The 12,486-nt window shown below is 68.8% G+C and carries 12 protein-coding genes; 6 read left to right on the top strand and 6 right to left on the bottom strand.

What is annotated here, in order from left to right; genetic code table 11:
* Nucleotides 1-311 precede the first annotated feature (311 nt).
* Together ACSQ1L_RS05530 and glyS are read left to right on the top strand one after the other, a co-directional pair.
* Complete coding sequence (locus tag ACSQ1L_RS05530) at nucleotides 312-1,199, top strand: glycine--tRNA ligase subunit alpha (RefSeq protein WP_435992767.1); 888 nt, start codon at nucleotides 312-314, stop codon at nucleotides 1,197-1,199.
* A complete protein-coding gene (gene glyS, locus ACSQ1L_RS05525; RefSeq protein WP_435992765.1) occupies nucleotides 1,199-3,376 on the top strand; it encodes a glycine--tRNA ligase subunit beta in 2,178 nt (725 codons plus the stop codon). Before ACSQ1L_RS05530 ends, glyS begins: the two co-directional genes overlap by 1 nt.
* 10 nt (nucleotides 3,377-3,386) lie before the next feature.
* Here the strand turns inward: glyS and ACSQ1L_RS05520 are convergent, their stop codons facing one another.
* The 6 genes from ACSQ1L_RS05520 to ACSQ1L_RS05495 form a co-directional block, all read right to left on the bottom strand.
* Complete coding sequence (locus ACSQ1L_RS05520) at nucleotides 3,387-4,349, bottom strand: glycerophosphodiester phosphodiesterase family protein (RefSeq protein ID WP_435992763.1); 963 nt, start codon at nucleotides 4,347-4,349, stop codon at nucleotides 3,387-3,389.
* A 47-nt stretch (nucleotides 4,350-4,396) separates the two neighbouring features.
* A complete protein-coding gene (locus tag ACSQ1L_RS05515; RefSeq protein ID WP_435992761.1) occupies nucleotides 4,397-5,200 on the bottom strand; it encodes an inositol monophosphatase family protein in 804 nt (267 codons plus the stop codon).
* Between the two features lie 97 nt (nucleotides 5,201-5,297).
* The gene (gene efp / locus ACSQ1L_RS05510) at nucleotides 5,298-5,864 is read right to left on the bottom strand and encodes an elongation factor P (protein WP_435992759.1); all 567 of its coding nucleotides are present in this window, start codon (nucleotides 5,862-5,864) and stop codon (nucleotides 5,298-5,300) included.
* Nucleotides 5,865-5,957: 93 nt separating this feature from the next.
* The gene (locus tag ACSQ1L_RS05505) at nucleotides 5,958-6,482 is read right to left on the bottom strand and encodes a tryptophan-rich sensory protein (protein ID WP_435992757.1); all 525 of its coding nucleotides are present in this window, start codon (nucleotides 6,480-6,482) and stop codon (nucleotides 5,958-5,960) included.
* A gap of 51 nt (nucleotides 6,483-6,533) precedes the next feature.
* Entirely contained in the window at nucleotides 6,534-7,034 is a 501-nt protein-coding gene (bfr, locus tag ACSQ1L_RS05500; protein WP_435992755.1) for a bacterioferritin, read from the bottom strand.
* A 159-nt stretch (nucleotides 7,035-7,193) separates the two neighbouring features.
* Entirely contained in the window at nucleotides 7,194-7,379 is a 186-nt protein-coding gene (locus ACSQ1L_RS05495; protein ID WP_435992753.1) for a (2Fe-2S)-binding protein, read from the bottom strand.
* A gap of 125 nt (nucleotides 7,380-7,504) precedes the next feature.
* Between ACSQ1L_RS05495 and thiE the strand changes: the two genes are divergently transcribed.
* The 4 genes from thiE (at nucleotide 7,505) to cydB (ending at nucleotide 12,459) form a co-directional block, all read left to right on the top strand.
* On the top strand, nucleotides 7,505-8,164 hold the full coding sequence (gene thiE / locus ACSQ1L_RS05490; RefSeq protein WP_435992751.1) for a thiamine phosphate synthase: 660 nt from the start codon (nucleotides 7,505-7,507) through the stop codon (nucleotides 8,162-8,164).
* Between the two features lie 75 nt (nucleotides 8,165-8,239).
* The gene (locus tag ACSQ1L_RS05485; RefSeq protein WP_435992749.1) at nucleotides 8,240-9,934 is read left to right on the top strand and encodes an ATP-binding protein; all 1,695 of its coding nucleotides are present in this window, start codon (nucleotides 8,240-8,242) and stop codon (nucleotides 9,932-9,934) included.
* A 108-nt stretch (nucleotides 9,935-10,042) separates the two neighbouring features.
* Entirely contained in the window at nucleotides 10,043-11,437 is a 1,395-nt protein-coding gene (locus ACSQ1L_RS05480; protein WP_435992747.1) for a cytochrome ubiquinol oxidase subunit I, read from the top strand.
* Nucleotides 11,434-12,459: a cytochrome d ubiquinol oxidase subunit II gene (cydB, locus tag ACSQ1L_RS05475; RefSeq protein ID WP_435992745.1), complete on the top strand. Its 1,026-nt coding sequence runs from the start codon at nucleotides 11,434-11,436 to the stop codon at nucleotides 12,457-12,459. Before ACSQ1L_RS05480 ends, cydB begins: the two co-directional genes overlap by 4 nt.
* Nucleotides 12,460-12,486 lie beyond the last annotated feature (27 nt).

The following is a 12,486-nucleotide window of genomic DNA, read 5'->3' as shown; positions in this document are numbered from 1 at the left end:
CTGCGACCGTTCCTGACGTCCGCGTCCGCTACACTGCGGGGGCAATTTCGCAGAGGGACGCGCATATGAATGCACACGCAACCGCTCAGGGCCCTGCGCCCCGCCGGGCGCCTCGCGCCCGGCCGGCGGAGTACGCCGGCATCGGTCCGAGCGATCGCGCGCGGAGGGTCCGGGAGTGTCGGGATGACAGGGTTTCGGTGTTTTCGAATGACAGGGTCGGCCTTCCTGTCCGGAGAAGGCCCGCCGCCTTGCCCGTCGATACCGCCCCGTCTAGGGTCCGCCGCCTTCCTCCCCGGACGAAAAGCCTGCCCGTGACCACCGAACCGCTCGCCTTCCAGGACCTGATCCTGACGCTCCACAAATACTGGGGCGATCAGGGCTGCGCGATCCTTCAGCCCTACGACATCGAGGTCGGCGCCGGCACCCTGCATCCGGCCACCGTGCTGCGCGCGCTCGGCCCGCGCCCGTGGAAGGCCGCCTACGTCCAGCCCAGCCGCCGCCCCGGGGACGGCCGCTACGGCGAAAATCCCAATAGATTACAGCACTATTACCAGTACCAAGTGATTTTGAAGCCGAACCCGGAGAACCTGCAGGCGCTGTACCTGGGGTCGCTGGCGGCGATCGGAATCGATCCCAAGCTGCACGACATCCGCTTCGTCGAGGACGATTGGGAGAACCCCACTGTCGGCGCCTGGGGCCTCGGCTGGGAGGTCTGGTGCGACGGCATGGAGGTGACCCAGTTCACCTACTTCCAGGGCGTCGGCGGCATCGAGGTCGATGTCGTCTCGGGCGAGCTGACCTACGGCCTCGAGCGCCTGGCCATGTACGTCCAGGGCGTCGACAACGTCTACGATCTCAAGTTCACCAAAGAGGGCCTGACCTACGGCGAGGTCTTCCTCGAGAACGAGCGGCAGCAGTCGGAGGCCAACTTCCACGGTTATGACGTCGAGGGCCTGAAGCGCCGCTTCGAGGACATGGTCGCCGAGGTCACCCGCTTCCTCGCCATGAAGGGCCCGCAGGACCAGGCGCTGGTCCTGCCCGCCTACGACCAGGTCCTCAAGGCCTCGCACCTGTTCAACCTGATGGACGCCCGCGGCGCCATCGCCGTCGCCGAACGCCAGAGCTACATCGGCCGCATCCGCGACCTGTGTAAGGCCTGCGCTGTCGCCTACGTCGAACAAGAGCGGAAAACCGCCTGATGCCCCAACTCCTCCTCGAACTGTTCTCCGAAGAAATCCCCGCGCGCATGCAGCCCGGCGCCGCGCGCGACCTCGAGCGGATGGCCGCCGACCGCCTCAAGGCCGCCGGCCTGACGTATGACGCCCTGACCACCTACGCCGGTCCCCGCCGCCTGACGCTCGTGGTCGAGGGCCTGCCGGCCGCCACCCCGGACCGTGAGGAAGAGCTCAAGGGCCCCCGCGCCAACGCCCCGGAACAGGCGCTGGACGGTTTCCTGCGCAAGACCGGCCTGACCCGCGATCAACTCACCGAACGCGACGGGGTGCTGTTCGCCGTGATCAGCAGCAAGGGCCGGGCGACCGCCGAGCTGATCCCCGAGATGGTCGACCACATCGTCCGTGGTTTCCCGTGGCCCAAGTCGATGCGCTGGGGCTCAGGGACCCTGCGCTGGGTCCGCCCGCTGAAGCGGATCGTCGCCCTGTTCGACGGCCACATCGTCCCGTTCGAGATCGATGGGATCGCATCGGGCGACCTCACCGAAGGCCACCGCTTCCTCGGCTCCGGCCAGCCCTTCGCGGTGAAGGATTTCGCCGACTACCGCCACAGGCTGGAGCGCGAGTTCGTTCTCCTCGACGTCGCCGACCGCAAGCTGCGCATCCTCGAGGCGGCGCAGAAGGTCTGCCACGACCGCGGCCTCGCCCTCGTCGACGACGACGGCCTGCTCGACGAGGTCGCCGGCCTGGCCGAATGGCCGACCCCCATCCTCGGCGACATGGACCCGCGCTTCCTCGACCTGCCGCCCGAGGTGGTCCGCCTGTCGATGAAGGTGCATCAGAAGTATTTCGCCGTCCGCGATCCGGCGAAACACGGCCTCGCCCCCCACTTCGTCGTCGTCGCCAACGTCGAGGCCTCCGACGGCGGCGCGGCCCTCGCCGCCGGCAACAGCCGCGTGCTGTCGGCCCGTCTGGATGACGCCCGCTTCTTCTGGGACGAGGACCTCAAGACCGGCTTCGATGCCTGGAACAACAAGCTGAAGGGCGTCACCTTCCACGCCAAACTGGGCACCTTGGCGGATCGCGTCGACCGCATCGCCGCCCTCGCCCGCGAGATCGCCCCGCTGGTCGGCGCCGACCCGGATCAGGCCGAACAGGCCGCGCGCCTCGCCAAGGCCGACCTCGCCTCGGGCATGGTCGGCGAGTTCCCCGAACTGCAGGGCGTCATGGGCGGCTACTACGCCCGCGCCTTCGGCCAGCCCGACGCCATCGCCGACGCTGTCCGCGACCACTACAAGCCGCAGGGCCCGGCCGACACCGTCCCGACCGCGCCGCTTACGATCGCTGTTTCGCTGGCCGACAAGCTCGACACCCTCGTCGGCTTCTTCGCCATCGACGAGAAGCCGACGGGTTCGAAAGACCCGTTCGCCCTGCGGCGGGCGGCGTTGGGGGTGATCCGGCTGATTCTGGAGAACGATGTCCGCTTCGGCGATTTCGAAACGAGCATTCAGGACTGGATCGGCCAGTACTTCGCAGAACGACGGGCGTTGCCGGGCTTCGCAGCTGCGGACGCCGCCGACTTCGCGAAGCTGCGCGCTCGTCCCGAAGTCGCGGGCGCGCGGTGGGTTGCGGCGGAGTACGGCAGCCACGGGGTCGTGCAGGCGCTTGTGGCCCATTCGACGCCAAAGGATATCCTCGCCTTCTTCGCCGACCGCCTGAAGGTTCTCCTTCGCGACCAGGGCAAGCGCCACGATCTCGTCGACGCCGTCTTCGCCCTCGGCGACGATGACCTCGTCCGCATCGTGCGGCGGGTCGAGGCCCTCGACGCCTTCCTCGCCACCGACGACGGGGCCAATCTGCTGGCCGGTTCCAAGCGCGCCAGCAACATTCTCAAGGCTGAGGAGAAGAAGGGGTTGCTGCCCGCCGGAGAGCCCGTCGCCCTGACCGGCGCCCCGACCGAGGAGACCGCCCTGATCGCCGCCGCCTCCGCTGCGGCGACCGCCGCCGACGCCGCGCTGGCGATCGAGGACTTCGCCGCCGCCATGCGCGCCCTCGCCGCCCTGCGCGCCCCGGTCGACGCCTTTTTCACCGCCGTGCTGGTCAACTCCGACATCCCGGCGGAGCGCGACAACCGCCTGAAGTTGCTGGGACAAGTCCGCGCCATCATGGGTCGCGTCGCCGATTTCGGCCAGATCGCTGGCTAGCCCAAGCCAGTCAGCGGGCCAGTCCTGGCTGGTCCATGAAGGCCGCATCCAGCCCGTGGCCCGCGAACCGCGCCAGCCGCTCGCGCAACCGCCCGTGCGCCGCCGGGTCGTCGCCGTCACGGTCGATGTCCGGCAGGAACAGGTTCTCCGCCCGGAAGGTCCAGCCGGCGACCTTCAGCCCCGCCGCATGAGCGTCGGCGATCAGCGCCGAGGCCTCGCCCGGCCGGAGCTCGATCAGGGCCGCGTCGGCGCCGATCCAGTCCGCCCAGGTCGCCACCTCCGCCAGCCCCTCCGGCGTGATCATCGCCGCATAGGTCAGGTCCGGCCGATCCGCCGGCCCCCCGACCGCCGCGACCAGCTGCAGCAGCGGCGTCTCGATCCGCGCCCGCAGCCGCTCCAGCGGCCCGACCTCGAAACACTGCACGAGCACCGCCGCGTCCGCCCCGGTCAGCCCCCGTCGTTCCAGCGCCGCCACGAAGGCGTCCTCCATCGGCAGCCCGGCCGCGGCGAAATACGACGGATGCTTCAGCTCGGGAGCCACGCCGATGACCCGCCCGGTCCGCGCCGAGCCCTCGCGCGCGATCTCCAGCACCTCGTCGAAGGTCAGGATCGGCTCCCGCCCGTCGAAGGCCGTGTTGGCGGGGCGCAGCGCCGGCAGGCGCTCGCGGGCGCGCAGGGTCTTCAGCTCGGCGAGGGTGAAGTCCTCGGTGAACCAGCCCTCGACGGCCCACCCGTCGATCGTCTTCAACGCCCGGCGGTCCGCGAATTCGGGCCGGTCCGCCACGTCGGTGGTCCCGCCGATCTCGTTCTCGTGCCGGACCACCAGCGCGCCGTCGCGGCTCATGACCAGATCGGGCTCGATGAAGTCCGCGCCATGGTCGATGGCCAGCTCATAGGCCACGCGGGTGTGCTCGGGCCGTTCGCCCGAGGCGCCGCGATGGGCGATGATCAGCGGAGTCGCCGGGAGCATCATGCCGCCAGCATGAGCCGGATCATGCCCCGGCGACAGGGCCTGGCTTGCTAGCCCCGCAGCACCTTGCGCAGCTGCGGATGCAGGTCGCTGTTCGCGGCCAGGATCTGGCCGCCCGTCATCGGGTCGCCGTCCTCGTCGATGGTGGTGACCACGCCGCCCGCCTCGGTGACGAACAGGATCCCCGCCGCCACGTCCCACGGCTGAAGGTTGCGCTCGTAGTAGGCGTCGTACCGCCCCGCCGCGACCCAGGCGAAGTCCAGCGCCGCCGAGCCCAGCCGGCGGATGCCCGCCACCCGCTGACCCACCGCGTGGATGTCCTTGATCGCCTGCGCGTGCCCGGTCTTGCCGATGAAGGGCAGGCCGGTGGCGATCAGGCTCTCCGACAGGTCCTTGCGGCCCGCGACGCGGATGCGCTGGTCGTTCAGGTAGCAGCCCTTGCCCTTCTCGGCCCAGAACAGCTCGTTCATGACCGGGTTGTAGGTGACGCCCGCGACGATCTCGGAATGGCCGTCCGGCGCCGTCCGCTGCAGCCCCACCGTGATGGCGAAGTGCGGCATGGCGTGCATGAAGTTGGTGGTGCCGTCGATCGGGTCGACGATCCACATGTGCGACTTGTCGGTGCCCTCGATCAGCCCGCGTTCCTCGCCGAGGAAGCCGTAGCCCGGCCGCGCCTTCATCAGAAGTTCGTAGAGGGTGTCCTCGGCCTTGATGTCGGCGGCCGTGACGAAGTCGCCCGGACCCTTGCGCGACACCTGCAGCTGGGCCACCTCGCCGAAGTCGCGCAGCATCGGCCGGGCGGTCTTGCGGACCGCGTCGATCATGACGGAAACGAGGGCGGAGGCGAGGGCCATGGGGAATCTCCTGGTCCGCATGTCCTGAAAAGGCGGTCAGCCCGGACATGCGGAGAAGTTTCAGATGCCGGGCCCCGTCATCGGAGCCGGATAGGGATCAGTCCGCGCGGCGGACGTATTCGCCGGTGGTGGTGTCGACGACGATCTTCTCGCCGACGCCCATGTAGGGCGGGATCATGATGCGCACGCCGTTGTTGGCGATGGCCGGCTTGTAGGACGAGGAGGCGGTCTGGCCCTTCACGGTGGGCTCGGTCTCGACCACTTCCAGATTGACCTGGTCCGGCAGAGACAGGCCGATCGGACGCTCTTCATGCATCTCGATGACGACCTTCATGCCTTCTTGCAGGTAGGGGATGCGGTCTTCGCCGACCCAGTCCTTCTGCAGTTCGATCTGCTCGTAGTTGGCGTCGTCCATGAACACGAGGCTGTCGCCGCCGTCATACAGGTACGAGAAGTCCTTCTGCTCGAGCGTGACGCGCTCGACCTTGTCTTCGGACCGGAAGCGCTCGTTCAGCTTGTTGCCGGTCTCGAGGTTCTTGGCCTCGACGTTGGCGAAGGCGCCGCCCTTGCCCGGCTTGACGTGGCTGGCCTTGGTGACGACCCAGAGGCCGCCGTTCACTTGCAGGACCATGCCGGGCTTGATGGTGTTGCCGTTGATCTTCATCGGTGTCTCGGAAGGGAGTGGGCGCAGCCTGCGATGGCGCGCGAACGGGCGCAGTCCCTAGAGGATGAAGGGGCATCCGGCAAGGCGGCGCGCTCAGTGCACCGTCGCCGTCTCCTCGACGACATTGGCCATGTGCACCTGGCGGCCGACCGGCGCGGCGAGCTTGCCGGCCCGGGTGTCGATCTTGCGCGCCTCGTGGGCGAAGGCCGCGGCCAGCCCCGCCGATGACATGGCCGCTGCGATCTGCAGGTTCCGGCTCGCGGGCCGCAAGGCGATCCACACCGCATTCAGGGCCTGCGCCCCTGCCCACAGTGTCATCGCCACCGTCCGCTCCCGCGCGGGCGGGGCGTTCCAGACCCGGACCGCCGACAGGGTGGTGACCGAGAACACCGCCGGCAGGATCAGGCTCAATGGCCCGCGCGGCCGTTCGGTGATCGGCGCATCGTCGTCCCGCGGATCATCGCGCGTCGGCGACAGGGCCCGGCTTGCGAAGGCTGTCGCCGCCAGGGCGAACCCCACCGTCAGGGCCACGCCGAGCAACACATGGCCGGCAGGCCGACCCTCGGCGTTGAGGAAGTCCGCCGCCGCCTCTCGAGCGTCGTCCAGGGTGTCGTTCATGCTCATTCCGGCCTCCCTTGCGATCGGGACCGGAATGGGCGGGGAGGGGGCTCAGTTCCCGGTGGCGCTCTTGTCCGGCGCGATCTCGGTCATGGCCGACTGCAGGTAGTTTTGCTCGCCCAGCTGTTCGATCAGCTTGTGCTGGCTCTCGAGGAAGTCGATGTGCTCTTCGGTATCGGCGAGAATCTCGGTCAGGATCTGGCGGCTGATGAAGTCGGACGCCGCTTCGCACTGGGCGATGCCGGCCAGCAGGGTGTCGCGCCCGCCCAGTTCAAGCGACAGGTCCGAGCCCAAACATTCGGCTGCGCTCTCGCCGATCTTCAGCTTGTGCAGGTCCTGCAGGTTCGGCAGGCCGTCGAGGAACAGCACGCGCTTGATCAGCTTGTCGGCGTGTTTCATCTCGCCGATCGACTCGTCGTAGATGATCTGGCCGAGGTGCTTCAGGCCCCAGCTTTCGAACATCCGGGCGTGCAGGAAGTACTGGTTGACCGCCGTCAGCTCGTTGGTCAGCACCGCGTTGAGCGTGCGGATGATCGCGGGATCGCCCTTCATCGTCGTTCTTCCGTCCGCGGGTGCGTCCGTCGGCTGACGGTCTGAATCACGCGCGCTGTCCGTGACCAATTAACACGGAAAGCGCCGTTGTGTTCACCTGCGAACACTTCTCACGACATTGAAAATGCGAATGAATCTCCCCGATTGGCGGGGAGCCGTCTATTCCGCGGCGAGGGCGAACGCCTGGCGGCTTTCCTGGATCATCTCGCGCATCTCGCAGACGCATTTAGCGCACTGCGCCATGCATTGGTGGCGGGTGAAAACGTCGCGCGGACGCGTGGCGCCCGCCTCGATGGCCGAGGCGACGTCACGCTTGCGAAGACCGTTGCAGTTGCAGACGTACAAGGAGCGAGTCCAGACAGATGCGAATGGTTCGCTATAGCAGGCCAAATGCGGCGAATGCAAGTCGTTCGCAGGCGCCGCGGCGGGAATCATTGACGCAGCCGCCGGCGCGTCGCACTTGCCCTCGCATGGCCAGAGAACCCGTCGTCCCGCCGCGCCCTCCCTGCCGGCTGTATCTGATCACCCCGCCGGCGATCGCGAATCTTGCGGCCTTCGCGGTCGATCTGGACATCGCGCTCGCCGCCGGCGACGTGGCCGCGCTTCAGATCCGCCTGAAGCCCGCCGACGACGCCGCGATCCTGGCTGCGGTGGAGGCGCTGGCCCCCGTCGCCCGGGCCCACGACGTGGCCGTGATCCTGAACGATCGCCCCGACCTGGCCGCCCGCTCCGGCTGCGACGGCGTGCATCTGGGCCAGTCGGACGCCTCGCTGGCCGAGGCCCGACGGCTTATCGGGCCGGACGCCATGATCGGCGTGACCTGCCACGACAGCCGCGAACTGGCCATGGACGCGGCTGAGGCGGGGGCCGACTACGTCGCCTTCGGGGCCTTCTTCCCGACCACCACCAAGGAAACCGTCCACCAGCCGGAGCCCGAGATACTCACCATCTGGCAGGAGACGGTCGAGATTCCCTGCGTCGCCATCGGCGGAATCACGCCCGGCAACGCCGGCGATCTGGCCCGGGCTGGGGCGGATTTCGTGGCGGTCAGTTCGGCCGTCTGGAACGATCCGGAAGGGCCCGCCGCCGCGGTCCGGGCGTTCAACCAGGCGCTCGCGCAAAACGCCTGACCTTCAGGGGATATTAGGAAGCGGCGGGGTAGGAAAACCGCAAGACAGTCCGCTTTCCCCGGAACGCCCATGCTCATGAGCCGCGCGCTCGCTCCGACCGAACCGGCTGCGGCTCCTCCCGAGGCCGCGTCGAGCCCGCGCGTGGACTCGCCCGTGGCGGTCAACAGCGCCGTGGCCTTCTTCCGCGAGCCGCTGGCCCCGATCTTCACCGCCATCGCCGTTCTGGTGCTGGTGGTGCTGGCGATCCAGTTCGCCCGCACCGCCGGTCTGGTCGCGGGCCTGTGGGGCGCCGGCGGGGTCGCCGTCGCGGTCTGGCTCAGGAATGCGCGTGGTCCTTCGTACGACCTCTGTTTCGCGGGCCTGCTGGCCACCGGCATCACTGCCGGAGAGCTGCTGGCCGGCAATTCCTACGGTCTCACCGCGCTGTTCACCGTCACCAACATGATGGAGATCGGGGGCGCGGTCCTGCTGGCCCGAAGATTCGCGCCGACGCTTAACGTGGCCACCGTCGACGGAGCCTGCCGCTTCCTGCTCAGCGCCGCCGTGATCGCACCCATTCCCGCAGCCGTCATCACAGCCGGGGGGCTGTACCTGATCCAGGGCGCGGACATCCTCCACGCCTTCCAGACCTGGTGGTTCGGTCACGCCCTGGGCATCGCCGTCATCGGCGCCTTCGGCCTTTCGCTCACCCGCCGTCACCTGGTCATGCTGCGCAATCCCTTCCGTGCGGCCGAGGCGGCTATCCTGTTGGCCCTGCTCGCCGCGGTCTGCGTCGGCGTCTTCTTCCAGTCGCAGGTGCAGGTCGGCTTCATCGTCGTGCCCGTGCTGATCCTGTTCGCGGCCCGGTTCCGTGTGCTCGGCGTCGCGACGGCGCTGGTGCTCGTCGCCATCACGGCCGTCGGGGGCGCCATGCTCGGCCGCGGCCCGTTCATATCGGCGGGCCCGGACCTGGCCGACCAGGCGTTGCTGGCCCAGTTGATGGTGCTGCTCGGCTGCATGCCCATCCTGCTGGTCGCCTCGCTGCTGGAGGAGCGCGACCGCCTGTCCGACCGCGCCAAGGCCGGCCAGCTGCGCGCCGAGCTGGCCTCCGAGGCCAAGTCGCGCCTGCTGGCCAACGTCGCCCATGAGATCAAGAGCCCGGTCGGCGGCGTCATCGGCATCGGCGAACTCTGGAAGACCGGCCAGTTGGGCGCCGTCACCCCGACCCAGGCGGAGATGGCGGAGATGCTGGTCAAGACCGCGCGGCAGGTCGAGGCCCTCGCCCATGACCTGCTGGACGTGGCCCGCGCCGAGTCCGGGGCCGTCAAGGTCGAGCTGCGCCCCACCGACGTCCCCGGGGTGCTCGAGGACGTGCGCCGCGCCACCGCCCTGCGTCCGGAGGCTGAGGGCATCGCCATCCATGTGGTCAGCGAGGGCGACGGCCTGATCGCCCTGGCCGACTCCCAGCGGCTGACCCAGGTGATCGCCAACCTGGCCTCCAATGCGGTCAAGTACGGCGGGGCCGGAGGCGTGGTGATCTTCCGGGCCAGCAAGATTTACGACGGCGTCCGCATCGAGGTCATTGACCGCGGTCCCGGCCTGTCGACCGAGAAGCAGGCCCAGCTGTTCGAGCCGTTCAACCGACTCGGGCTGGAGCGCTCGACGGTGGAGGGCCACGGCATCGGCTTGGCCCTCGCCAAGCGGCTGGTCGAACTGCAGGGCGGGACCATCGGCGTCACCTCCACTCCCGGCGAAGGCGCGGCCTTCTGGGTCGAACTCCCCGCCGCCTGACGGAGCTTTTCCCGGCGTTGCGGCGTTCCGTCACGCGACGGAGCGTCCGGTTGCGGACGCCGGGCGGGTGGCTCAGGCTCCCGCCACGCTTCCGGAAAGGGTCGGGCCGTGGAATTCGACGCACTGCTGCTCTCGCGGCTCCAGTTCGCCTTCACCATCGCTTTTCACATCCTGTTCCCGGCCTTCACCATCGGCCTGGCGGCCTTCCTCGCTGTGCTTGAGGGGCTGTGGCTCGCGACGAACCGCGAGGCCTTCAAGGCTCTCTACCTGTTCTGGGTGAGGATCTTCGCCATCAGCTTCGGCATGGGCGTCGTCTCCGGCATCGTGCTCAGCTATCAGTTCGGCACCAACTGGTCCGAGTTCATCCGCCTGACCGGCGGCGTCATCGGTCCCATGCTGGCCTATGAGGTGCTGACCGCCTTTTTCCTCGAGGCGTCCTTCTTGGGCGTCATGCTGTTCGGCTGGAAAAAGGTCGGGGCGCGACTGCATTTCCTCGCCACCGTTCTGGTCGCCGTCGGCACCACCATCTCGGCCTTCTGGATTCTCTCCGCCAACAGCTGGATGCAGACGCCGCAGGGCTTTGAAATCCTGTCGGACGGCCGCTTCGTAGCGACCAGCTTCGCCGAGGTGATCTTCAACCCAAGCTTCCCGTCGCGCCTCGTCCACATGCTGATGGCCGCCTTCCTGACTACGGCCCTGGTGGTCGGCGGCGCCTCGGCCTGGCAACTGCTGCGCGACCGCGAACAGCGCGAAAGCCGGATCGCCCTGACCATGGCCGTCGGTCTGCTGGCCGTGGTCGCTCCCCTGCAGCTGCTTGCGGGGCACTGGTCGGGTGAGGTGGCCAAGGAGCACCAGCCGCAGAAACTGGCCGCCATCGAGGCGTACTGGGAGACCCAGGCCAATCATCCGCTGGTCCTGTTCGCCATCCCCGACCGCGCCACCCAGTCCAACCATTTCGAGGTCTCGATACCCGGCGCCGGGATCATCGTCGCGCCGCCGGACGAGGTCGTGACGGGTCTCAAGGCCGTCGCGGCGGAGGACCAGCCGCCGGTCTTCCTGGTCTTCTGGGCCTTCCGGGTCATGGCCGGGCTCGGCTTTCTGATGATCGGCCTCGGCCTCTGGGGCGCATGGCTGGCGTGGCGCAAGCGGTTGACCGACAACCGGCTGTTCCTGCGCTTCGCGGTCGCCATGGGGCCGGCCGGGTTCGTCGCCGTGATCGCCGGCTGGATCGTCACCGAGGTCGGCCGTCAGCCATGGGTCGTCTACGGCGTTCTGCGCACCGCCGACGCGGTGTCGGCGGTGACGACCGGCTCGGTCGCCACCTCGCTGCTGATCTACATCACCGTCTACGCCGTGGTCTTTGTGGCAGGGGCCATCTACATCCTGCGCCTGCTGGATGAAGGCCCCGCGGCCGGTCGGGTCGAGCCGTCGCCGGAAGGGCTGCGCGCTCCCGGCACCCCGCTCGCCGCCGCACCCGACGAAGCGCCGGGAGACCCGAAATGAACCTTGACCTCCCCCTCATCTGGGCCGGACTGATCGCCGTCGCCGTGCTGCTCTATGTGCTGCTGGACGGCTTCGACCTCGGTGTCGGCATCCTGTTTCCGTTTTCGCACTCGCGCGAGGACCGGGACGTGATGATGAACACCGTCGCCCCGGTCTGGGACGGCAACGAGACCTGGCTGGTGCTGGGCGGGGGCGGTCTGCTGGCGGCCTTTCCGCTGGCCTATTCCATCCTCATGCCGGCCTTCTACCTGCCTGTGGTGATGATGCTGGCCGGGCTGATTCTGCGTGGAGTCGCCTTCGAGTTCCGTTTCCGGGGCCAGCGCCGCGGACGGCCGTTCTGGACCGCCATGTTCGGCCTCGGCTCCATTCTGGCCGCCTTCGCCCAGGGCCTGATCCTCGGCGGCTTCATCCAGGGCGTGGAAGTCGCCGACAGCCGCTTCGCCGGCGGCACCTTCGACTGGTTCACGCCCTACACCCTGCTGGTCGCGGTCGGTCTGGTCTGCGGCTACGCCCTGCTCGGCGCGACCTGGCTGATGCTGAAGACCACCGACGCCCTGCATGGCGACGCCCGCCGCTGGGCCCTGTTCGCGGGCGTGCTGACGGCGCTGTTCATGCTGGGGGTCAGCCTGTCGACGCTGGTGGTGCATCCGCTCGTCGCCGCACGTTGGGGCTGGACCGGGGCCGGGTTCGATCTTGCCCGCTTCCTGCCGCTCAGCGTCATTCCGCTGATCGGTCTGGCCGGGCTGGCGACGGTCGCGCTGGGGGTACTCCGGTCCTCACATGTCTGGCCGTTCGCCGGCGCCGTGGTGGTCTTCCTGTCGGGCTACGCCGGCCTGGCGACGGGCTTCTTCCCCTATGTGGCGCCCTACGCCGTGGACTTCCGCGAGGGCGCCGCGCCTGACAACGCCCTCGCCCTGATGCTGGGCGGCACGGCCTTCATCCTGCCGCTGATCCTCGGCTACACGGCGTGGGTCTACTGGGTGTTCCGGGGCAAGGTGACGCCGGAGGCCGGCTATCATTAGGATCGAACCGCCCCCGGGGCCGGACGA

The organism is Brevundimonas sp. LjRoot202 (assembly GCF_964253355.1).
Classification (GTDB): domain Bacteria; phylum Pseudomonadota; class Alphaproteobacteria; order Caulobacterales; family Caulobacteraceae; genus Brevundimonas.
This window is presented reverse-complemented; position numbering and strand designations above follow the sequence as displayed.

Bases quoted from the DNA above. Each gene is read 5' to 3' on its own strand.
- glyS (WP_435992765.1), top strand. From the start codon at position 1,199: ATGCCCCAACTCCTCCTCGAACTGTTCTCCGAAGAAATCCCCGCGCGC.
- ACSQ1L_RS05520 (WP_435992763.1), bottom strand. From the start codon at position 4,349: ATGATGCTCCCGGCGACTCCGCTGATCATCGCCCATCGCGGCGCCTCG.
- ACSQ1L_RS05515 (WP_435992761.1), bottom strand. From the start codon at position 5,200: ATGGCCCTCGCCTCCGCCCTCGTTTCCGTCATGATCGACGCGGTCCGC.
- efp (WP_435992759.1), bottom strand. From the start codon at position 5,864: ATGAAGATCAACGGCAACACCATCAAGCCCGGCATGGTCCTGCAAGTG.
- ACSQ1L_RS05505 (WP_435992757.1), bottom strand. From the start codon at position 6,482: ATGAACGACACCCTGGACGACGCTCGAGAGGCGGCGGCGGACTTCCTC.
- bfr (WP_435992755.1), bottom strand. From the start codon at position 7,034: ATGAAGGGCGATCCCGCGATCATCCGCACGCTCAACGCGGTGCTGACC.
- thiE (WP_435992751.1), top strand. From the start codon at position 7,505: ATGGCCAGAGAACCCGTCGTCCCGCCGCGCCCTCCCTGCCGGCTGTAT.
- ACSQ1L_RS05485 (WP_435992749.1), top strand. From the start codon at position 8,240: ATGAGCCGCGCGCTCGCTCCGACCGAACCGGCTGCGGCTCCTCCCGAG.
- cydB (WP_435992745.1), top strand. From the start codon at position 11,434: ATGAACCTTGACCTCCCCCTCATCTGGGCCGGACTGATCGCCGTCGCC.